The 20552-nt window shown below is 63.1% G+C and carries 34 protein-coding genes; 1 reads left to right on the plus strand and 33 read right to left on the minus strand.

What is annotated here, in order from left to right; all coding sequences use genetic code 11:
* Window positions 1-41: 41 nt before the first annotated feature.
* The 31 genes from rpoA to C265_RS07860 form a co-directional block, all read right to left on the minus strand.
* Window positions 42-1022 carry a DNA-directed RNA polymerase subunit alpha gene (rpoA, locus tag C265_RS07710; protein WP_010812374.1) on the minus strand — a complete coding sequence of 327 codons (981 nt, stop codon included), beginning with the start codon at window positions 1020-1022 and terminating at the stop codon, window positions 42-44.
* A gap of 167 nt (window positions 1023-1189) precedes the next feature.
* On the minus strand, window positions 1190-1813 hold the full coding sequence (rpsD, locus tag C265_RS07715) for a 30S ribosomal protein S4 (RefSeq protein ID WP_010812375.1): 624 nt from the start codon (window positions 1811-1813) through the stop codon (window positions 1190-1192).
* A 303-nt stretch (window positions 1814-2116) separates the two neighbouring features.
* On the minus strand, window positions 2117-2515 hold the full coding sequence (gene rpsK / locus C265_RS07720; protein WP_010812376.1) for a 30S ribosomal protein S11: 399 nt from the start codon (window positions 2513-2515) through the stop codon (window positions 2117-2119).
* Window positions 2516-2539: 24 nt separating this feature from the next.
* The gene (gene rpsM, locus C265_RS07725; protein ID WP_010812377.1) at window positions 2540-2905 is read right to left on the minus strand and encodes a 30S ribosomal protein S13; all 366 of its coding nucleotides are present in this window, start codon (window positions 2903-2905) and stop codon (window positions 2540-2542) included.
* A 19-nt stretch (window positions 2906-2924) separates the two neighbouring features.
* Window positions 2925-3041, minus strand: coding sequence for a 50S ribosomal protein L36 (gene rpmJ / locus C265_RS07730; RefSeq protein ID WP_008642959.1), 117 nt, complete (start codon window positions 3039-3041; stop codon window positions 2925-2927).
* A 30-nt stretch (window positions 3042-3071) separates the two neighbouring features.
* On the minus strand, window positions 3072-3290 hold the full coding sequence (gene infA, locus C265_RS07735) for a translation initiation factor IF-1 (protein ID WP_010812378.1): 219 nt from the start codon (window positions 3288-3290) through the stop codon (window positions 3072-3074).
* Between the two features lie 23 nt (window positions 3291-3313).
* Window positions 3314-4657 (minus strand): preprotein translocase subunit SecY, encoded by a 1344-nt coding sequence (secY, locus tag C265_RS07740; RefSeq protein ID WP_010812379.1) that lies wholly within the window; start codon window positions 4655-4657, stop codon window positions 3314-3316.
* Between the two features lie 43 nt (window positions 4658-4700).
* A complete protein-coding gene (rplO, locus tag C265_RS07745) occupies window positions 4701-5135 on the minus strand; it encodes a 50S ribosomal protein L15 (RefSeq protein ID WP_010812380.1) in 435 nt (144 codons plus the stop codon).
* Between the two features lie 22 nt (window positions 5136-5157).
* On the minus strand, window positions 5158-5340 hold the full coding sequence (rpmD, locus tag C265_RS07750; RefSeq protein ID WP_010812381.1) for a 50S ribosomal protein L30: 183 nt from the start codon (window positions 5338-5340) through the stop codon (window positions 5158-5160).
* A gap of 10 nt (window positions 5341-5350) precedes the next feature.
* Complete coding sequence (rpsE, locus tag C265_RS07755) at window positions 5351-5869, minus strand: 30S ribosomal protein S5 (RefSeq protein WP_006160449.1); 519 nt, start codon at window positions 5867-5869, stop codon at window positions 5351-5353.
* A gap of 21 nt (window positions 5870-5890) precedes the next feature.
* Window positions 5891-6247, minus strand: a complete 357-nt coding sequence (rplR, locus tag C265_RS07760) for a 50S ribosomal protein L18 (protein WP_010812382.1) — start codon at window positions 6245-6247, stop codon at window positions 5891-5893.
* Window positions 6248-6258: 11 nt separating this feature from the next.
* Window positions 6259-6792: a 50S ribosomal protein L6 gene (gene rplF, locus C265_RS07765; protein WP_010812383.1), complete on the minus strand. Its 534-nt coding sequence runs from the start codon at window positions 6790-6792 to the stop codon at window positions 6259-6261.
* A 10-nt stretch (window positions 6793-6802) separates the two neighbouring features.
* Entirely contained in the window at window positions 6803-7198 is a 396-nt protein-coding gene (gene rpsH, locus C265_RS07770) for a 30S ribosomal protein S8 (protein WP_010812384.1), read from the minus strand.
* Window positions 7199-7225: 27 nt separating this feature from the next.
* Complete coding sequence (gene rpsN / locus C265_RS07775) at window positions 7226-7531, minus strand: 30S ribosomal protein S14 (protein WP_010812385.1); 306 nt, start codon at window positions 7529-7531, stop codon at window positions 7226-7228.
* A gap of 9 nt (window positions 7532-7540) precedes the next feature.
* On the minus strand, window positions 7541-8083 hold the full coding sequence (rplE, locus tag C265_RS07780; protein WP_010812386.1) for a 50S ribosomal protein L5: 543 nt from the start codon (window positions 8081-8083) through the stop codon (window positions 7541-7543).
* A 25-nt stretch (window positions 8084-8108) separates the two neighbouring features.
* Window positions 8109-8417, minus strand: a complete 309-nt coding sequence (gene rplX / locus C265_RS07785) for a 50S ribosomal protein L24 (RefSeq protein WP_010812387.1) — start codon at window positions 8415-8417, stop codon at window positions 8109-8111.
* Between the two features lie 9 nt (window positions 8418-8426).
* Window positions 8427-8795 carry a 50S ribosomal protein L14 gene (gene rplN / locus C265_RS07790; protein ID WP_010812388.1) on the minus strand — a complete coding sequence of 123 codons (369 nt, stop codon included), beginning with the start codon at window positions 8793-8795 and terminating at the stop codon, window positions 8427-8429.
* A 279-nt stretch (window positions 8796-9074) separates the two neighbouring features.
* Window positions 9075-9353, minus strand: coding sequence for a 30S ribosomal protein S17 (gene rpsQ, locus C265_RS07795; RefSeq protein ID WP_010812389.1), 279 nt, complete (start codon window positions 9351-9353; stop codon window positions 9075-9077).
* Complete coding sequence (gene rpmC / locus C265_RS07800) at window positions 9350-9544, minus strand: 50S ribosomal protein L29 (protein WP_010812390.1); 195 nt, start codon at window positions 9542-9544, stop codon at window positions 9350-9352. Before rpmC ends, rpsQ begins: the two co-directional genes overlap by 4 nt.
* A gap of 11 nt (window positions 9545-9555) precedes the next feature.
* Window positions 9556-9972: a 50S ribosomal protein L16 gene (gene rplP / locus C265_RS07805; RefSeq protein WP_010812391.1), complete on the minus strand. Its 417-nt coding sequence runs from the start codon at window positions 9970-9972 to the stop codon at window positions 9556-9558.
* 2 nt (window positions 9973-9974) lie between these two features.
* Complete coding sequence (gene rpsC, locus C265_RS07810) at window positions 9975-10772, minus strand: 30S ribosomal protein S3 (protein WP_010812392.1); 798 nt, start codon at window positions 10770-10772, stop codon at window positions 9975-9977.
* Between the two features lie 9 nt (window positions 10773-10781).
* Entirely contained in the window at window positions 10782-11111 is a 330-nt protein-coding gene (rplV, locus tag C265_RS07815; protein ID WP_010812393.1) for a 50S ribosomal protein L22, read from the minus strand.
* A gap of 9 nt (window positions 11112-11120) precedes the next feature.
* Entirely contained in the window at window positions 11121-11396 is a 276-nt protein-coding gene (gene rpsS / locus C265_RS07820; protein ID WP_010812394.1) for a 30S ribosomal protein S19, read from the minus strand.
* Window positions 11397-11418: 22 nt separating this feature from the next.
* A complete protein-coding gene (gene rplB / locus C265_RS07825; RefSeq protein ID WP_010812395.1) occupies window positions 11419-12249 on the minus strand; it encodes a 50S ribosomal protein L2 in 831 nt (276 codons plus the stop codon).
* Window positions 12250-12251: 2 nt separating this feature from the next.
* Complete coding sequence (gene rplW, locus C265_RS07830) at window positions 12252-12566, minus strand: 50S ribosomal protein L23 (RefSeq protein WP_006576245.1); 315 nt, start codon at window positions 12564-12566, stop codon at window positions 12252-12254.
* Window positions 12563-13183 (minus strand): 50S ribosomal protein L4, encoded by a 621-nt coding sequence (rplD, locus tag C265_RS07835; protein WP_010812396.1) that lies wholly within the window; start codon window positions 13181-13183, stop codon window positions 12563-12565. The genes rplW and rplD overlap by 4 nt, the downstream gene beginning before the upstream one ends.
* A gap of 12 nt (window positions 13184-13195) precedes the next feature.
* The gene (rplC, locus tag C265_RS07840; protein ID WP_010812397.1) at window positions 13196-13846 is read right to left on the minus strand and encodes a 50S ribosomal protein L3; all 651 of its coding nucleotides are present in this window, start codon (window positions 13844-13846) and stop codon (window positions 13196-13198) included.
* Window positions 13847-14145: 299 nt separating this feature from the next.
* Window positions 14146-14646, minus strand: coding sequence for a flavin reductase family protein (locus C265_RS07845; RefSeq protein WP_010812398.1), 501 nt, complete (start codon window positions 14644-14646; stop codon window positions 14146-14148).
* 1 nt (window position 14647) lies between these two features.
* Window positions 14648-15889: a styrene monooxygenase/indole monooxygenase family protein gene (locus C265_RS07850; RefSeq protein WP_010812399.1), complete on the minus strand. Its 1242-nt coding sequence runs from the start codon at window positions 15887-15889 to the stop codon at window positions 14648-14650.
* Between the two features lie 33 nt (window positions 15890-15922).
* Window positions 15923-16711: an SDR family oxidoreductase gene (locus C265_RS07855; RefSeq protein ID WP_010812400.1), complete on the minus strand. Its 789-nt coding sequence runs from the start codon at window positions 16709-16711 to the stop codon at window positions 15923-15925.
* Between the two features lie 84 nt (window positions 16712-16795).
* Window positions 16796-18025: a dienelactone hydrolase family protein gene (locus tag C265_RS07860; protein ID WP_010812401.1), complete on the minus strand. Its 1230-nt coding sequence runs from the start codon at window positions 18023-18025 to the stop codon at window positions 16796-16798.
* Window positions 18026-18314: 289 nt separating this feature from the next.
* Between C265_RS07860 and C265_RS07865 the strand changes: the two genes are divergently transcribed.
* Window positions 18315-19316: an AraC family transcriptional regulator gene (locus tag C265_RS07865; protein WP_010812402.1), complete on the plus strand. Its 1002-nt coding sequence runs from the start codon at window positions 18315-18317 to the stop codon at window positions 19314-19316.
* Between the two features lie 193 nt (window positions 19317-19509).
* Here the strand turns inward: C265_RS07865 and rpsJ are convergent, their stop codons facing one another.
* Window positions 19510-19818 (minus strand): 30S ribosomal protein S10, encoded by a 309-nt coding sequence (gene rpsJ / locus C265_RS07870; RefSeq protein ID WP_006160488.1) that lies wholly within the window; start codon window positions 19816-19818, stop codon window positions 19510-19512.
* Between the two features lie 78 nt (window positions 19819-19896).
* Window positions 19897-20552 (minus strand): EF-Tu/IF-2/RF-3 family GTPase (locus C265_RS07875; RefSeq protein ID WP_010812403.1); only part of this gene is annotated, 656 nt, incomplete at its 5' end.

The raw sequence follows: 20552 nt of genomic DNA on the forward strand, positions 1-20552 counted from the left end.
GGGCGGTTACCGCGGTGCGGGACCAATGCCCCGCGCCACAATTACTTCTCCAGACCTGCGGGCGGCCAGTTCTCGAGCTTCATGCCGAGGGTCAGGCCACGCGATGCGAGGACTTCCTTGATCTCGTTGAGCGACTTGCGACCCAGGTTCGGGGTCTTGAGCAGTTCGTTCTCGGTACGCTGGATCAGGTCGCCGATGTAGTAGATGTTCTCGGCCTTCAGGCAGTTGGCCGAACGCACCGTCAGCTCCAGGTCGTCGACCGGGCGCAGCAGGATCGGATCGATCTGCGGCGTGCGGCTCGATGCAGCCTCGGCTGCCGACTCGGTGCCTTCCAGCGCGGCGAACACGGACAGCTGGTCGACCAGGATGCGGGCCGACTGGCGGATCGCTTCCTCGGGCGAGATCACGCCGTCGGTTTCGATGTTCATCACCAGCTTGTCCAGGTCGGTACGCTGTTCCACGCGAGCGGATTCAACCGCGTACGAGACGCGGCGCACCGGCGAGAACGAAGCGTCCAGCACGATGCGGCCGATGACCTTGCCCGACTCGTCGCCGAACTTGCGCACGTTGCCCGGCACATAGCCGCGGCCTTGCTCGACCTTGATCTGCATGTCCAGCTTGCCGCCGGCGGACAGATGGGCGATCACGTGGTTCGGGTTGATGATCTCGACGTCGTGCGGCAGCTCGATATCGGCAGCCGTGACCACGCCTTCGCCATCCTTGCGCAGCGACACCGTGACTTCGTCGCGGTTGTGCAGCTTGAACACCACGCCCTTCAGATTGAGCAGCAGGTTGACGACGTCTTCCTGCACGCCGTCGATGGTGGAATACTCGTGGACCACCCCAGCGATCGTGACTTCGGTCGGTGCATAGCCGACCATCGACGACAGCAGCACGCGACGCAGGGCGTTACCGAGCGTATGGCCGTAGCCGCGCTCGAACGGCTCCATCACGACTTTGGCGTGATGGTCGCCCAGAGGCTCGACGGCGATGATTTTTGGCTTGAGGAGTGCTGTTTGCATTAGGTTGTCCTTTTCAATACCCTCGGCTCGTTACACCGATAAGGCTGACGTTTGGAACCTGAAAATCCCATCGCGAGATGGGCGAAGCCCGACCGCGCGTACAGCGCGTCGGGCTGGAAGGGAAGCTTTGCGGCGAACGCAAGCTCTGGGCCGTTCCGCTCGCGTGATTAACGCGAGTACAGTTCGACGATCAGGCTTTCGTTGATGTCGCCCGAGATATCGGCGCGATCCGGCACTTGCTTGAAGGTACCTTCGAACTTCTTCGAATCCACCGCCACCCAGGTCGGGAAGCCCGACTGCTCGGCCAGCGACAGCGCTTCAGCGATACGGACTTGCTTCTTCGACTGTTCGCGGATGGTGACGACGTCGCCAGACTTGATCTGGGCCGACGGCACGTTCAGGGTCTGACCGTTCACCAGGATCGCCTTGTGCGACACCAGCTGGCGCGCTTCAGCGCGGGTCGAGCCAAAGCCCATGCGGTACACAACGTTGTCCAGGCGCGATTCCAGCAGTTGCAGCAGGTTTTCGCCGGTGTTGCCCTTGCGGCGGTCGGCTTCGGCGAAGTAGCGGCGGAACTGGCGCTCGAGCACACCATAGATGCGCTTGACCTTCTGCTTTTCACGCAGCTGGTTGCCGTAGTCGGAGGTGCGTGCACCCGAGGTGCGGCCGTGCTGGCCCGGCTTGCTGTCCAGCTTGCACTTGTCGGCGAGCGAGCGACGGGCGCTCTTCAGGAACAGGTCGGTGCCTTCACGGCGGGAAAGTTTGGCCTTCGGGCCGGTATAACGTGCCACGTTGTCTTCCTTTGATCGATCGCGACGCCTTCAAGACGCGCCGCGAGTCCGTCAACGCAGTACTTCCGCAGTGCAATTCTGCACCCGGGGAGACCGTGACGGACGGTGGGCTTATTAAGCGCGCCCCGTTGCCGGGTACGACGCTGCAAGCATTTACAGTGCGCCGGCATGGGAATGTGCCGCAAGAGACATTCCCTCGACGCAAAACGAAAACCTGCCGCATTAAAATGCAGCAGGTCAACGCGCGATACTACCATATCCGAAACCGGCAGGTAAACCCACCGGGCCCGGACACACCAACGCTCAGATGCGGCGGCGCTTCGGCGGACGGCAGCCGTTGTGCGGAATCGGCGTGACGTCTTCGATGATCGCGATCTTGATGCCCAGCGCGTTCAGCGCGCGGACAGCCGATTCACGACCCGGGCCGGGGCCCTTGATGCGCACTTCCAGGTTCTTGATGCCCTGGTCTTGCGCCACGCGACCGGCGTTCTCGGCAGCAACCTGGGCAGCGAACGGGGTCGACTTGCGCGAACCCTTGAAGCCCTGGCCACCGGCGGTCGCCCACGACAGGGCGTTGCCCTGGCGGTCGGTGATCGTGATGATGGTGTTGTTGAACGAGGCGTGGACGTGCGCAATGCCGTCGGCAACGTTCTTCTTGACCTTTTTACGCGCGCGAGCGGCGTTATTCGGACCTTTTGCCATTAGTTTCTTCCTCTGCCTTCGGCTTTACTTCTTCAGAGCCACGCCGGCCTTGCGCGGACCCTTGCGGGTGCGGGCATTGGTCCGGGTACGCTGACCGCGCATGGGCAGGCCCTTGCGGTGACGCATGCCACGATAGCAACCAAGGTCCATCAGACGCTTGATGTTCATCGTGGTTTCACGACGCAGGTCACCCTCGACCGTGACCTTGCCCACTTCGTCACGAAGCTTTTCCAGGTCGGCGTCGGTCAGATCCTTGACCTTCTTGTCAAACGGTACACCGGTGGCCTCGCAAATCTTGCGAGCGCGCGAGCGGCCGACACCATAAATGGCCGTCAGGCCGATTTCGGTGTGCTTGTGGTTCGGGATGTTAACCCCTGCGATACGTGCCATTCGTCAATCCTCTTTCCGATTAGCCTTGGCGTTGCTTGTGGCGGGGATCCGACGAGCAGATCACGCGCACGACACCGTTGCGCTTGATGATTTTGCAGTTGCGGCAAATGCGCTTAACAGAAGCCAGCACTTTCATAATTTTCCTCTTCCTTCAATTCCTGTTCGCTCACTTCGTCCGGAAGACGATTCGTGCGCGCGACAGATCATATGGGGTCAGCTCGACCGTCACCTTGTCACCCGGAAGAATCCGGATGTAGTTCATTCGCATCTTGCCGGAGATATGGCCCAGTACTACATGGCCATTTTCCAACTTGACCCGGAACGTCGCATTGGGAAGGTTTTCCAGGACCTCCCCCTGCATCTGGATGACGTCGTCTTTTGCCATACCTAGCCTGTACCGATCCGAAGTCAGCGCAAGGTCAGATTGCCCTTGAAATTCGCCTTCTTCAGCAGCGACTCATATTGCTGCGACATCACGTAAGACTGAACCTGAGCCATGAAGTCCATCGTGACGACCACGATGATCAGCAGCGAGGTTCCGCCAAAGTAGAACGGAACGTTCCACCGCAGCACCAGGAATTCCGGCAACAGGCAGACCAGTGTGATATAGACCGCACCAGCCAGCGTCAGGCGCACCAGAATCTTGTCGATATAGCGCGTCGTCTGCTCGCCCGGACGAATGCCCGGAATGAAGGCACCGCTTTTCTTCAGGTTGTCTGCCACTTCACGGCTGTTGTACACCAGGGCCGTGTAGAAGAAGCAGAAAAATACAATCGCAGCAGCGTACAGCAGGATGTAGACCGGCTGGCCCGGCGACAGCGTGGCAGCCAGGTCCTTGATGAACCCGCCAACCGAGCCCGTCGCATCGGACGTGAACCAGCCCGCGATCGTCGCCGGGAACAGGATGATCGACGATGCGAAGATCGGCGGAATCACCCCTGCCATGTTCAGCTTCAGCGGCAGGTGCGACGACTGGCCGCCGTACACCTTGTTGCCGACCTGACGCTTGGCATAGTTCACCAGGATCTTGCGCTGGCCTCGCTCGACGAACACCACGGCGAAGGTCACACCGATCACGATCGCCACGATGAAAATCGCCGCGATGATGCTCATGGAACCCGTGCGGACCAGTTCGAACAGTCCGCCGATCGCGTTGGGCAGGCCCGCCGCGATACCGCCGAAGATGATGATCGAGATGCCGTTGCCCAGACCACGCTCGGTGATCTGCTCACCCAGCCACATCAGGAACATCGTGCCGGTCACCAGCGTAATCACTGCCGTGGCCCGGAACATCAGGCCCGGATCCAGCACCAGCCCAGGCTGCGACTCCAGCGCCACCGCAATCGACAGCGCCTGGAACGTGGCCAGGACCACGGTGCCGTAGCGCGTGTACTGCGTGATCTTGCGTTGCCCTGCCTGCCCTTCCTTCTTCAGCGCCTCCAGCTGCGGCAGCACGATCGTCAGCAACTGCATGATGATCGACGCCGAGATGTACGGCATGATGCCGAGCGCGAAGACGGTAAAGCGCGACAGCGCCCCGCCCGAGAACAGGTTGAACATCCCGAGGATGCCACCCGACTGACTCTGGAAAAGCTTCGCAAGCTGCTCCGGATCGATACCGGGCACCGGAATATGAGCGCCGATGCGGTACACGATCAGGGCCAGCACCAGGAACATCAGCCGGCGCTTGAGGTCGCCGTACTTCGCCGTGTTCCTGGCTTGCGCGCTTGCATTGGGTTTCGCCGTGGCCAAACGATGCTCCGACTATAACTGCCTATGCTGCGATAAATGCCTGTCAGGCTGCGATCTGGCCGCCGGCGGCTTCGATCGCGGCCTTGGCGCCAGCGGTGGCGCCCAGACCCTTGATCGTCACCTTGCGGGTCAGTTCGCCAGCCTTGATGACCTTGGCGCTCTTGACCAGCTCGCCCACCAGGCCAGCTTGCTTCAGGACCAGCAGGTCGACTTCGGCCGCTTCCAGGCGCTCGATGTCACGCAGCGTGACTTCGGCGTTGAACGCCTTGGTCAGCGAGGTGAAGCCGCGCTTGGGCAGGCGACGATACAGCGGCATTTGACCGCCTTCGAAGCCCACCTTGTGGAAGCCGCCCGAACGCGACTTCTGACCCTTGTGACCGCGACCGGCAGTCTTGCCCAGGCCGGAGCCGATACCGCGACCGACGCGACGCTTGGCGTGCTTCGAACCGGCGGCCGGTTTCAGGTTGTTCAGTTGCATCTTGCTCTCCGAGTTCCCGGTATCAGGCCAGAACCTTGACCAGGTACGAGACCTTGTTGATCATGCCGCGCACAGCGGGCGTGTCCTGCAGCTCCGACACCGAGTTGATGCGGCGCAGGCCCAGGCCACGAACAGTGGCGCGATGATCCTCGCGCGTGCCGATCAGGCTGCGCACGAGTTGCACTTTTACGGTTTTCTGCGACATTGCGTTCACCTTAACCCAGGATGTCTTCGACCGACTTGCCACGCTTTGCGGCGATTTCGCCCGGCGTGCTCATCTTCTGAAGGCCGTCCAGCGTGGCGCGAACCATGTTGTACGGGTTGGTGGAGCCGTGCGACTTGGTCACCACGTTGGTGACGCCCATCACTTCGAAGATCGCGCGCATCGGGCCGCCGGCGATCACGCCGGTACCTTCCTTGGCGGGCATCATCAGCACCTTGGCGGCGCCGTGCTTGCCAACGACTTCGTGTTGCAGCGTGCCGTTCTTCAGCGAGACCTTGACCATCTTGCGACGGGCTTCGTCCATTGCCTTCTGAACAGCAACCGGCACTTCCTTAGCCTTGCCCTTGCCCATGCCGATGCGGCCATCGCCGTCACCAACCACGGTCAGCGCAGCGAAACCGAGAATCCGGCCACCCTTCACCACCTTGGTGACGCGGTTGACCGAGATCATCTTCTCGCGGAGGCCGTCGTCGCGTTCGTCCTGTTGGACTTTTGCTTGCATCTTTGCCATGACGTATCTCTCTCTATGCGCTTAGAACTTCAGGCCGGCTTCGCGGGCGGCGTCTGCCAGGGCCTTGACGCGGCCATGGAAACGGAAGCCGGCGCGATCGAACGCGACAGTTTCCACGCCGGCAGCCTTCGCCTTCTCGGCGATGCGCTTGCCAACCACGGTGGCGGCAGCGGCGGTAGCGCCCTTGCCATCCAGTTCCTTGCGCACTTCCACCTCGGCGGTCGACGCGGAAGCCAGCACCTTGGTGCCGCACTCCGAGAAAACCTGGGCGTAAATATGCGAATTCGTACGGAACACGGTCAGACGATTGACTTTCATCTCCGCGATCTTGGCGCGGGTCTGACGTGCACGGCGCAAACGAGCGTCTTTCTTGTTCATCATTGCACCCCTTACTTCTTCTTGGTTTCCTTCAGGATGACGCGCTCGTCCGAGTAACGCACACCCTTGCCCTTGTAGGGCTCAGGCGGGCGGTACGCGCGGACTTCCGCGGCAACCTGACCGACTTTCTGCTTGTCCGCACCCTTGATGATGATCTCGGTCTGCGTCGGCGTTTCCGCCTTCACGCCTTCCGGCATCTCATGGATCACGTCGTGCGAGAAACCAAGCTGGAGCTTCAGCGCAGCGCCTTGCAGCTGGGCACGATAGCCCACGCCGACGAGGTTCAGCTTGCGCTCGAAACCGGTGGTTACGCCCTTGACCATGTTGGCCACCAGAGCACGCATGGTGCCCTGCAGAGCGTTTGCTTCACGCGATTCGTCAGCCGGGCTGAAGGTCAGCGTGTCGTTCTCGACATTGACCTTGACCAGGCTGTGAATCGGCTGCGACAGCGTACCGAGCGGGCCCTTTACGGAGAGCACGCCAGCCGCCACGTTCACTTCCGCGCCCTTGGGGAGCGCGATGGGAGCCTTACCTACACGGGACATGGTTCTCTCCTTAAGCGACGTAGCAGAGGACTTCGCCGCCCACGCCAGTGGCGCGAGCCTTGCGGTCGGTCATCAGACCCTGCGGGGTCGAAATGATCGCCACACCCAGGCCGTTCATCACTTGCGGGATGTCGCTGCGGCCCTTGTACACGCGCAGGCCGGGCTTCGAGACGCGCTCAATGCGCTCGATGACCGGACGGCCGGCGTAGTACTTGAGACCGATGCTCAGTTGTGCCTTGCCGCCATCTTCCTGGACGGCGTAGTCGTCGATGTAGCCTTCGTCCTTCAGGACCTTGGCGATTGCCACTTTCAGCTTCGACGACGGCATGACAACCGACGCTTTCTGCACGCCCTGGGCGTTGCGGATGCGCGTCAGCATATCGGCGATAGGATCGCTCATGCTCATACTGTTTCTCCTGTAGCCTGTGCGTAATTACCAGCTGGCTTTCGTCAGACCCGGGATTTCGCCCTTGAAGGCGATTTCGCGGATCTTGTTACGCGCCAGGCCAAACTTGCGGAAGGTACCGCGGGGACGACCGGTGATCGCGCAGCGGTTACGCTGGCGAGTCGGGTTCGCGTTGCGCGGGAGCTGTTGCAGCTCGAGACGCGCGCTGTAACGCTCTTCTTCCGACTTCTCTTGGTCATCGATAATGGCCTTGAGGTTGGCGCGCTTGGCGGCATACTTCGCCACCAGCTTGGCGCGCTTCTTCTCACGTTCAATCAGAGCCAGTTTAGCCACGGTTACCCCTTAATTGCGGAACGGGAACTTGAACGCACCGAGGAGTGCCTTGGCTTCCTCGTCGTTCTTTGCCGTCGTCGTGATGCTGATGTTCAGACCACGCAGTGCGTCGATCTTGTCGTACTCGATTTCGGGGAAAATGATCTGCTCTTTCACACCGATGTTGTAGTTGCCACGACCGTCGAACGACCGGCCCGACACACCACGGAAGTCACGCACGCGCGGCAGGGCCACGGTAACGAAACGATCGAGGAATTCGAACATGCGCTCGCCGCGCAGGGTCACCATCGCACCGATGGGGTAGCCCTGACGGATCTTGAAGCCGGCGATAGCCTTCTTGGCCTTCGTCACGACCGGCTTCTGACCGGCGATCTTGGTCAGGTCGCCGACGGCGTTCTCAATGATCTTCTTGTCATTGATGGCTTCGCCAAGACCCATGTTCAGGGTGATCTTGGTGATGCGCGGCACTTCCATGACCGACTTGTAGCCGAACTGTTCGATCAGCTTCGGCACAACCTGTTCTTTGTAAAACTCTTGCAGACGTGCTGCCATGCTCAACTCCTATACGTGCCCAGAATCAAGCTGCCACGACGGCGCCGGTGGTCTTCAGCACGCGCACGCGCTTGCCGTCTTCCACCTTGATGCCGACGCGCGACGGCTTGCCATTGGCATCCACGAGCGCAACGTTGGAAATATGCAGGGGCATGACCTTGTCGACCACACCACCGGTAGTGCCCAGCATCGGGTTCGGGCGGGCATGCTTCTTGGCGATGTTCACGCCTTGCACCGCAACCTTGTCGCCCAGGACGGCTTGCACGGTACCGCGCTTGCCCTTGTCCTTGCCGGTCAGCACAATGACTTCGTCGCCTTTGCGAATCTTGTTCATGGCGGCTCCTTACAGCACTTCCGGAGCGAGCGACACGATCTTCATGAAGCGCTCGGTACGGAGTTCACGAGTCACCGGCCCGAAGATACGGGTGCCGATCGGCTCGAGCTTGTTGTTCAGCAGGACGGCGGCGTTGCCGTCGAACTTGATCAGCGAACCGTCAGCGCGGCGCACGCCCTTGGCGGTACGCACGACGACGGCGTTGTAGATGTCGCCCTTCTTCACGCGACCGCGCGGCGCTGCGTCCTTGACGGTCACCTTGATGATGTCGCCAACGCTTGCGTAGCGGCGCTTGGAGCCACCCAGCACCTTGATGCACAGCACTTCGCGCGCACCAGTGTTATCGGCTACTTCGAGCCGGCTTTCTGTCTGAATCATGGTGTTTGTCTTCCCAACTTAATCCGTCAGGTGCAAAAAGCGCCCATCGGTCAGTCTTGGTCCCGTCGGCTCCGGCATTGCGCCAGCTCCGTATGGGTTGATCAACTTTGAAGTCGGTAGGAACCAGGCGATCTCAACTATTTGTTGAGGGCGCTCGGTCCTGGCTCGCTTCACAGGCCCGCCCGGGTGGTAATGCAAAGGCGAACGCAACAAAGCGGAAGTCCAGGATTATAGCTACATAATCCTGGACTTGCAAGTCAAGCTAAGAACGTGTTGTTCTTAGATGACGCGTGCAGCCTCTACCAGCCGGGAAACCACCCAGGACTTGGTCCGCGACAGCGGACGGCCTTCCTGGATCTCGACCTTGTCGCCTTCCTTGTACTGGTTGGCTTCGTCGTGTGCGTGGTACTTCTTCGAACGCAGCACGTACTTGCCGTACAGAGGATGCTTGACGCGGTTTTCCACCAAGACCGTAACGGTCTTGTCCATCTTGTCGCTCACGACACGGCCGACCAGGGTACGGCGAAGCGACTTTTCCGTTTGTGCAGCTTCAGTCATTTCGCGTTTGCCTTTTGAGTCAGCACGGTTTGCACACGCGCGATGTCCTTGCGAACCTTCTTCAGCTGGCTGGTGTTCTGCAGCTGTTGGGTCGCCTTTTGCATGCGCAGGCTAAATTGGGCCTTCAGCAGCTCGGAGAGCTCCTGGTTCAGCCCGGCGGCGTCCTTGCCGCGAAGTTCGGATGCTTTCATCCCTGCTCTCCTTACGTCCCGACCTGGCGCACCACGAAATTGGTGGCGATCGGCAGCTTGGCGGCCGCGAGGCGGAACGCCTCACGTGCCAGGTCTTCGCTCACGCCATCCATTTCGTACAGCATCTTACCCGGCTGGATTTCAGCCACGTAGTACTCCGGATTGCCCTTACCGTTACCCATACGGACTTCGGCAGGCTTCTTCGAGATCGGCTTGTCCGGGAAAATCCGGATCCAGATGCGGCCGCCACGCTTGATGTGGCGGGTCATCGCACGACGTGCCGACTCGATCTGACGAGCGGTCAGGCGGCCACGGCCCATGGCCTTCAGGCCGAATTCGCCGAAAGACACGGCGTTACCACGGGTAGCCTTACCCGTGTTGCGGCCTTTCTGCTCCTTGCGGTATTTTCTGCGCTTAGGTTGCAGCATCGTTATTCTCCACTCTTCGCATCTGCGCCAGGCGCAGCGCGGCGACCGGCACCGGCACCGCCGCGGCGGTTGCCACCCGGACGGCCTTCGCCTTCACGGCGGCGGCCTTCCGGACGACCCGGGCGACGACGACGGTCGTCCTGCGGCTCTTCCACCACCGGCGCGTCGTTGCGGCCGAGGTGATCACCCTTGTAGACCCACACCTTGACACCGATGATGCCGTAGGTGGTTTCTGCTTCGGAGAAGCCGTAGTCGATGTCGGCGCGCAGGGTGTGCAGGGGCACACGGCCTTCGCGGTACCACTCGGTACGTGCGATTTCGATACCGTTCAGACGGCCGGCGCTCATGATCTTGATACCCTGGGCGCCCAGGCGCATCGCGTTCTGCATGGCACGCTTCATGGCGCGGCGGAACATGATGCGGCGCTCGAGCTGCTGGGTGATCGAATCGGCGATCAGCTGAGCATCGGTTTCCGGCTTGCGGATTTCCTCGATGTTCACGTGCACGGGCACGCCCATGCGACGCTGCAGTTCAGCCTTGAGCAGTTCGATGTCCTCACCCTTCTTGCCGATCACCACGCCCGGACGCGAGCTGTAAATGGTGATGCGTGCATTGCGGGCGGGGCGCTCGATCACGACGCGGCCAACCGATGCGTTCTTCAGCTTCTTCTTCAGGAAGTCTCGAACTTCAATGTCTTCCTTCAGCATGCCGGCGAACTTCGTGTTGCTGGCGTACCAGCGCGAAGCCCAGTTACGGCTGACAGCCAGGCGGAAGCCAGTCGGATGAATCTTCTGTCCCATCGTGACTCCTTAGTTGCCGAGCGTCACAGTGATGTGACAGGTTTGTTTCTCGATGCGGTTGCCGCGGCCCTTCGCCCGTGCGGTGAAGCGCTTGAGCGAGGTTGCCTTGTCGACGAAGATCGATTTGACCTTCAGTTCGTCGATGTCGGCGCCTTCGTTGTGCTCAGCGTTGGCGATGGCCGATTCGACCACCTTCTTCACGATCCCGGCAGCCTTTTTCGGGCTGAACGTCAGGACATTGAGCGCGCGCTCGATCGGCAGACCACGGATCTGGTCAGCGACCAGGCGCGTCTTCTGGGCGGAGATGCGGGCACCGCGATGAATCGCTTTCACTTCCATGATGGCACCTTACCTCTTCGCTTTCTTGTCAGCCGCGTGGCCCTTGAACGTGCGGGTAATCGCAAATTCACCGAGCTTGTGGCCAACCATGTTTTCCGTAACGTACACCGGCACGTGTTGACGGCCGTTGTGAACGGCGATCGTCAGGCCAATGAACTCCGGCAGAATGGTCGAGCGACGCGACCAAGTCTTGATGGGCTTCTTGTCCTTGCCGCTCGATGCGACTTCCACCTTCTTCAGCAGGTGGGCGTCGCAGAACGGACCCTTTTTAGCGGAACGAGTCATATCTTTAGCTCCTACCTACCGATTAACGCTTGTGGCGCTTCTGGACGATCATGCTGTCCGTGCGCTTGTTGCTGCGGGTACGGTAACCCTTGGCCGGGGTACCCCACGGCGAAACCGGATCGCGACCAGCAGCGGTCTTGCCTTCACCACCACCGTGCGGGTGGTCGACCGGGTTCATCACGACACCACGGACCGTCGGGCGGATACCGCGCCAGCGGGTCGCACCGGCCTTGCCGATGACGCGCAGGCTGTGCTCTTCGTTGCCCACTTCACCGATGGTGGCGCGGCACTCGATGTGCACGCGGCGCACTTCACCGGAGCGCAGGCGAACCTGGGCGTACAGGCCTTCACGAGCCAGCAGCACGGCGGAACCGCCGGCGGCACGTGCGATCTGCGAACCCTTGCCAGGCAGCATTTCCACGTTGTTGATCGTGGTACCGACCGGAATGTTGCGGATCGGCAAGTTGTTACCGGCCTTGATCGGCGCTTCCGAGCCGTTCATCAGCGGTTGGCCGGCAACCATGCCCTTGGTGGCGATGATGTAGCGGCGCTCGCCGTCGGCGAACAGCACCAGCGCGATATTGGCGCTGCGGTTCGGATCGTATTCCAGGCGCTCGACGCGGGCGGGGATGCCGTCCTTGTCGTTGCGCTTGAAGTCGACCACGCGGTAGTGGTGCTTATGACCACCGCCCTTGTGGCGGGTGGTGATATGACCGTTGTTGTTACGGCCCGACTTCTGGAATTGCTTTTCCAGCAGCGGAGCGTGCGGGGCGCCCTTGTGAAGGTCCTTGTTGACCACCTTCACCATCGAGCGACGACCCGGGGAAGTCGGCTTGGTCTTGACGAGTGCCATGATTACTTGGCCTCCGCTTCAAAATTGATTTCCTGACCCGGCTTCAGCGAAACGTAGGCCTTCTTCACGTGGTTGCGACGCCCCATGAAACGGCCAAAACGCTTCTGCTTGCCCTTCTGGTTCAGGATCTGAACGGACTGCACCTCGACCTTGAACAGCAGTTCGACGGCGGCCTTCACTTCTGCCTTGTTGGCATCGCGGGCCACTTCGAACACGACTTGTTCATTCTTGTCGGCGACCAGGGTTGCCTTTTCGGAAACCACCGGCGCGAGCAGCACCTGCATCAAACGATGATCGTTCTTGGCTACTTGCGTCATTTCAGCAACTCCTCGATCTGCGCGACGGCTGCCTTGGTCACCAGCACCTTCTTGTAGTGCACGAGCGACAGCGGATCAGCCTGGCGCGGCTCGACAACTGCCACGTGCGGCAGGTTGCGCGAAGCCAGGTAGAGGTTTTCGTCGAGGCTGTCGGTGATGATCAGCACCGAGTCCAGGCCCATGGCCTTGAACTTGTCGGCCAAGAGCTTGGTCTTGGGCGCGTCGACAGTGAAACCGTCCACCACGTTGATACGACCTTCACGTGCGAGCTGCGAGTAAATCGAGCGCATGCCGGCACGGAACATCTTCTTGTTGACCTTCTGGGTGAAGTTCTCTTCCGGCGAATTCGGGAAGATACGGCCGCCCCCGCGCCACAGCGGCGAGGAAGACATACCGGCACGAGCACGGCCCGTACCCTTCTGGCGCCACGGCTTCTTGGTCGTGTGCTTGACCTCTTCACGATCCTTCTGCTTACGGTTACCGCTGCGAGCGTTGGCCTGGTAAGCGACGACGATCTGGTGAACGAGGGCTTCGTTGTAGTCACGGCCGAACACTTCGGGCGAAGCGTCAACGCCCGCGCCGATCTGGCCATTGTCCTGGAGGAGCTTGAGTTCCATTACATGCGCTCCTTAAGCTTTGGCTTTGGCCTTGACGGCCGGGGTAACGATGACCTTGCCGTTCTTGGAGCCGGGGATGGCGCCCTTGACCAGCAGCAGCTTGCGCTCTGCGTCGATCTTGGCGATTTCCAGGTTCTGCACGGTGCGGGTGACATCGCCCAGGTGACCGGTCATGCGCTTGCCCGGGAACACGCGGCCCGGATCCTGCGCCATACCGATCGAGCCCGGCACGTTGTGCGAGCGCGAGTTACCGTGGGTGGCACGGCCGGAGGCGAAGTGATAGCGCTTGATGGTACCGGCGTAGCCCTTACCGATGGTCACGCCCTGCACGTCGATCTTCTGACCGACTTCGAACAGGTCGACCGACAGCGAACCGCCAGCTTGCAGTTCGGCAGCCTTGGCTGCATCGATACGGAATTCGCGGATGATTTCGCCGGCTTCCACGCCGGCTTTGGCGAGATGACCCGCCAGCGGCTTGGTAACGCGGCTTGCGCGTCGTGCGCCGAAGGTGACTTGAACCGCGGTATAACCGTCGGTCTCGTCCGTCTTGATTTGCGTCACGCGGTTGTCGCCGACCTCGACCACGGTAACGGGAATTGCTTCACCGTCGTCCGTGAAAATACGGGTCATGCCAACCTTGCGACCTACAAGGCCAAGGCTCATGGTTTGCTCCATTCCCAGCTGCGATTGGCCGGGGCTGATTGATACACGAAAACTGTGTTTGCTGTGGGCTTGCGCTAAAGAAGACTGCGCGCGGCCAAAGTGGCCAGCCCACTACCCGAGGAAACGGGTAGCCTTACACTATATCGCAGCGGTTTGGAAAGGGCAATATGAATTGCGGATTCGCCTGCAGGGTTGTAGGCAGGCGTGCCGCAGTAGTGGCGCTTGCGTGACTTGGGGTGTGGTGTGGAGGCGACGGGCGGTAGTTGAAGTGCCGTGAAGCGCATCCGGGGGATGGTTGCTCAGGCGGCGAGGCGCACGAAATCGCCACCATAGAATACCAGCGGTTCGCCCTCCCTTGCCTCGAATGCCTCGACGGCGCCGACGATCAGCAGATGATCGCCTACCGGGTCGGCCCGCTCCACGCGGCAGGCCAGGGTCGCCAGTGCTTCGTCCAGGTAGGGCACGCCGCGCTCGCAGCGCCCGTGGGCGACGCCCGCGAACTTGTCCGCCACCGGCGTGGCGAAGCGGCGCGCCAGTTCGCCATGGCCGGCGCGCAGGATGCTGACGCCGAAAGGCGCGCCGGGCACGAACAGGCCCGCATTCGGCGAGTGCAGCGCCAGGCTCCACAGGATCAGCGGCGGCGCCAGCGACAGCGAGGCAAACGAGTTCACCGTCAAGCCGACGGGCCGGCCCTGCGCCCCGCAGGCGCCGATGACGGCCACGCCGGTGGCATAGCGGCCGCAAACCCGGCGCAGTTCGCGGGGATCATGGACGGAAGTGGCGGGCGTGGCGGCGTGCATGTCAGGCGGCCTCGGCGACGTACTGGTTGATCAGCTGGTGGCAAGCCTGTGGATCCAGCCACCACGGGAAATAGTCCGGCGGATTGTCGAAACCGTTGGCGATGCGCGCGGCCAGTGCCGGCGCCTGCCCCGCGGCGCCCAGCAGCGCCAGGATATGCGGCGGCGGCGGGGTCAGCAGCGAGTTGGTCCACGCCACCACGTCGCCCGCGTACTGCCAGTACTGGTCGAAGGTGCGCTCCATCCAGTCCTGGTCGAAGGGCTGGTCGCCGCGTGCCAGGATCGCATCGAGATAGACCTTGCAGCATTTGGCGGCGTTGTTCGAACCCTGCCCCGTGATCGGGTCGTTGACCACCACGGCATCGGCCATGCCGAACACCAGCCGCCCGGACGGCAGCGTCAGCACCGGCTTGCGCACCGTTGGCGCGAAGCGTCCGGCAAGGATGCCGTTGTCGTCGGTCAGCGCGACCCGCTCACAGCGCTCAGCCTCCCATGGCAGGTAGGTCTGCAGGATGCGCTGGCTTTCCGCCAGGTGCTGCGCCGGCGTGCGCGCCTCGGCCCAACGGTCCATCGGGCCGCCCGGGATGCCTTCGAACACCATGATCTCGCACGGCCCTGACAGCGTCAGCGCGGGGAAGACGAAGTATTCACCCACGCCCGGGATCAGGTTGAAGCAAACCCGCGAGAACGGCGTGCGCGGCTGCATGCCGGTCACATAAGTCAGCGCCAGCGCGCGCTGCGGTTTGTCGAACGGGCTGCGGGAGGCATCGCGCTCGAAGCGGCTGACGATCTCGCCCTTGCCGGCGGCCAGCAGCACCAGGTCATGCTCGCGGGTCAGGTCCTCCAGTTCATCCAGGCCGACATCGGCGATGCGCAGGTCGCCGCCGCGTGCAACGAAGGCCTCCATCCACGCGGGCATCTTCAGGCGCTGGTCCACCGCCTGTGCCGGGCGGTCCAGCGGCGCGGCCCAGTCGATCGCGCGGGCACCGGCCTGCTCGGGATGCGGCACGGCCAGGCCGATGCCCTCCACCGGCGGGCAGGCATCGTCCCACCAGTTCAGCCCGAGCTCGCGCTCGGCCTGCAGCGCGCGGTCGAACATGCACTGGCTGGACATGACTTTCCCGCCGCGGATCTGCTCGGGGGTCCGGTTGGACAGCAGCGTGACCCGGTAGCCGTTGGCTTGCAGCCCGAGGGCCATTTGCAGGCCCGACTGGCCGGCTCCGACGATGGCGATGCGTTGGCTCATGACGTTTTCTCCTGAAGGATCGTTCGGCGGCGTTCAGCCGGCCAGCTTGCCGATGGCGGGCACGTTCTGCTCCGGCCCCATGGCGGAATAGCCGCCGTCGACGGCATAGTCGGCACCGGTGACGAAGCTGGCATGGTCGGAACAGAGGAAGAGCACCACCTGGGCCACCTCGTCGGGCTCGCCGACGCGGCCCAGCAGGTGGAACGGCGCGGCCACCGCATCGGTGCGGGCACGGTTGCCGCCGCTGACCTCGTCCATCAGCCGGCACCAGGTCCAGCCCGGCGACACCGCGTTGACGCGGATGCGGTCCGGCGCCAGGTCCATCGCCATGCTGCGCGTCAGCTGCGCGATGGCGGCTTTCGACACCGGGTAGAGCCAGCGCCCGGTCTGCGCCACGTTGGCAGAGATGCTGGTGAAATTGACGATCGCACCGCCGCCGCGCGCCCGCATATGCGGGTGCACCGCCTGCGCCAGCATCACGCCCGACACCACGTTGACGTCGAGCGCCGCCAGCCAGTCGGCACGATTCGAGCGGAAGCCGTCATCGAGATAGGTGCAGGCCAGGTTGACCAGGCAGTCCACGCCGCCAAAGCGCTGCACCACCTGCGCCACGGCATCGCGAACCTGCTCGTCACGCGTGATGTCGGTGGCGATGAAGAGCGCGTTCGCCCCCAGCTGCGCGGCCACGCGCTCGCCGTTGGCGGCATCGATGTCGAAGATCGCCACGCGCGCGCCGGCCTCGACAAAGGCCCGCGCCACGCCGGCACCGATCAGCGTGGCGCCGCCGGTGACAATGGCCACCTTGCCCTGCAGTCCTTTCATGCTTGTCTCCTGTGCCGGCACAGCCGGCGATGGTTGCGGGCGGGCCTCTGCGGGCCCGTTCCGGATCGATGCGGCGGGCGCAGCCTATTTGCCTTCGCTCTGCTGCCAGCGCGCCATCAGTGTGTTCGACGGCAGGGTCTCGTCCAGCAGCTTGCGCGCGGTCTCCACGCCCGCGACCGGCAAACCCGCCGGATCCAGCTTGCCGATCTGCACCAGCACGCTGGCCTGGTCCCAGTAGATATGCTCGTGGTACAGCTTGTCGCCGCGGAACTTGACGATGGCGATCAGCGGGATCTCCACGCGCTTGCCGGTGGGCGGCACGCCGGGCAGCATCCAGTCGATCTCGCAGCTATGCGTGAAGCAGAACAGCATCTCGTCGACGATCTGCGTGGCCCCGACCGTGCGCGACAGCGGGATCAGCGTGGTGTCGGGCGGATTGCTGTGCACGAAATGGTGCTGGTAGAAACGCCGCAGCTGCGCGTAGCCGACCCCGCCGGTCATGGTCGGGATATGGTTCACATAGGGCTGCGGCACCATCGTCGCCATGGTGGCGTCGACATCGCGGGTGGCAAATTCGTATTCGCAGTGCTTGTCCCACAGCGCGGAGAAATCGTAGTGCGGACCCATTTCACCGCGCAGCGCCGCGATCGAGCGCTGGTGCGCCATCAGCGCCGAGGGCTTGTCGAAGTGCTCGCCACCGGTGCGGGCAAAGGCATGGTCGACGCCGGCGTAGACGTGGACCTCGATGTTCTCGCGCCCGGCCAGGGCTGCGCGGATCGCAGCCTGCGCCTGCGGCGGGCAGAATCCGTCTTTCTCGGCGATATGCAGCACCAGGCGGCCGCGCACGTTGGCGGCTTCGCCCAGCGCGTGCTCGATGCCCACGCCGTAGTACGCCACCGCACAGGCCACGTCGGGCAGCCGGCAGGCCGCCAGGTAGGCCAGCTTGCCGCCCAGGCAGAAGCCCAGCACGCCGGTCTGGCCGACGCATTCCGGCCGCGCACGCAGCGCTTCAAGCGCGGCGCCCACATCCTGCACGCCCGCGGCTTCGTCGAACTGCTGGTACAGGCCCAGCGCCCGCTGGAAGTCCTCGCCGCGGTCGGTCAGCTCGATCCCGGGCGCGATGCGCCAGAACAGGTCGGGCACCAGCACCGTATAGCCCTCCTCGGCGTAGTAGTCCGCCACCTGCCGCATGGTCGCGTTGACGCCGAAGATCTCCTGGCACAACACGATGCCCGGGCCCTTGCCTGCCGCCGGGGTGGCGAGATAACCGCTGAAACTGCCTTCGGGGGTCTGGATCTGGATGGTCTGGCCCATGGCCTGCGCTCCTTGTCGTTCTTTCTCTTTCCGGTGTCTGGTGGGACTGCCGTGCTGGCTTCCATAATGGTGGCTCCGCACCGCAGCAAACTAGCCGCTGGGCGCAGCGGCTATCCGATTAGTGCAGGAAACTTCGGGCTCGGTCAACGCCGCAGCGCAGACGGCGAGGCCATCCGCTATAGTGGATCGCGTGGGAAACCGTGCCCCGGCCGTCATGCCGGGCCGGCCCCGGAATCAGCGGCGCGCACGGTCACCGGCAGCGCCGCGGCCCCGCCAGAGGAGCGAGACAATGCAGCTGCCCCCCGCCGCCGGACCGCTGGCGAGCGCCCTGCTCGGCGATCCCGCCCGGTGCGTGTTCGCCTCGACCGACCTGGCCGAGACGCGCGCCGCCGTCGGGCGCGTGTTCAAGCCGCACCGGCTCGAGATACGCGGCACCCGCTTGCAGGCACGCATGCATCATGCGCCGCTTGGCGCGGTCTCGTTCAACCGCCTCGCCTACGGCGCCGACGTCACCATCGACCCCGGCCCGCTCGGCGACTTCCTGCTGGTGCAGATGCCGCTGCAAGGACAGGCCGAGATCCGCTGCGGCGACCAGCACATCGTTTCCACGCCCGACTGCGCTTCGGTGCTGACGCCCAGCGATGCGCTGGCCATGCGCTGGAGCGCCGACAACGACCAGTTGATCGTGCGCATCGAACGCAGTGCGCTGGAACGCATCTGCGCGGCCCATCTGGGCCGGCGGTCCGAGCGGCCGCTGCGCTTTGCGCTCGGCATGGCCTGGCGCAGCGGCGCGTGGTATGAGCTGATGCGCTATCTCGCCGCGATGCTGGCGACCGCGCCCGAGACCGCACGCCATCCGCTGACCGCCTGCCAGCTGGAACAGCTGGTGATCGGCACGCTGCTGACGTCGCAGCCGCACAGCCTGTCGGATGCATTGCGCGAGCACGGCAAGCCGCTGGCACCGCGCCATGTGAAAGTGGTGGAGGAATATATTCACGCAAACGCCGCGGCGGAGCTAACCCCCGCCGTGCTGGCCGAGGTTGCCGGCGTCAGCGTACGCAGCCTGTTCGCCGGCTTCCGCGAGCATCGCGGCACCGGGCCGATGGCCTACCTGCGCACGGTGCGGCTGGAGCGCGTGCGGCACGACCTGCTGAACGTCGCGTCGGTGTCGTCAGTGAGCGCGGCCGCGCTGCGCTGGGGCTTTGCCCATCTGGGGCGGTTCAGCGCGGAATACCGGCGCGCGTTCGGGGAGTGCCCCGCGCAGACCTTGCGGCGGCGCGGAGCGGGCTAGGCTTGTGTGAATTCAGTGCTGCCGCTTCGGGCAGCCGCCGCGATCGCTCAGCTCATCGCGCAACTGTAGCTGGCGCGGCAGGGGAGCAATCCGGGGAGCAAGGCTGCTGTATGCAAGCCTTGAAAACAAAAACGGCGAACCATACAGTTCGCCGTTTTGCTGCAGCAGGCCGCGGGCGCGGCCCGAAGCATGATTACACCTTGATCTCGACGTCCACGCCTGCCGGCAGGTCGAGCTTCATCAGCGCGTCAACCGTCTTGTCGGTCGGGTCGACGATGTCCATCAGGCGCTGGTGCGTGCGGATCTCAAACTGATCGCGGCTGGTCTTGTTGACGTGCGGCGAACGCAGGATGTCGAAGCGCTGGATGCGGGTCGGCAGGGGCACCGGGCCCTTGACGATTGCGCCGGTACGCTTGGCGGTATCCACGATTTCGGCGGCCGACTGGTCGATCAGGCGGTAGTCGAAAGCCTTCAGGCGGATACGGATCTTCTGGTTCTGCATGATATTTCCTTAAAAGAGCGATTGGGCAACGTGCCCGTTGAATGGGGACATGCCCGACAGGCATGTCCCAGGAAGTGCTTAGTCGAGGATCTTTGCCACGACGCCGGCGCCGACGGTACGGCCACCTTCGCGGATAGCGAAGCGCAGGCCTTCTTCCATGGCGATCGGGGCGATCAGCTTGACGGTGATCGACACGTTGTCACCCGGCATGACCATTTCCTTGTCCTTCGGCAGCTCGATCGAGCCGGTCACGTCGGTGGTACGGAAGTAGAACTGCGGGCGGTAGTTGTTGAAGAACGGGGTGTGACGGCCGCCTTCGTCCTTCGACAGGATGTACACCTCGCCGGTGAAGTGGGTGTGCGGCTTGATCGAACCCGGCTTGCACAGCACCTGGCCGCGCTCGACGTCTTCACGCTTGGTGCCGCGCAGCAGCAGGCCAACGTTGTCGCCGGCTTGACCCTGGTCCAGCAGCTTGCGGAACATTTCCACGCCGGTGCAGGTGGTCTTCACCGTCGGCTTGATACCGACGATTTCGATTTCCTCACCGACCTTCACCACGCCGCGCTCGATACGGCCGGTCACCACGGTGCCGCGACCCGAGATCGAGAACACGTCTTCCACAGGCATCAGGAAGGTACCGTCAACGGCACGCTCCGGCGTCGGGATGTAGGTGTCCAGCGCGTCGGCCAGGTTCATGATGGCCACTTCGCCCAGCTCGCCCTTGTCGCCTTCCA

It is taken from the genome of Cupriavidus sp. GA3-3, from assembly GCF_000389805.1.
GTDB lineage: Bacteria > Pseudomonadota > Gammaproteobacteria > Burkholderiales > Burkholderiaceae > Cupriavidus > Cupriavidus necator_D.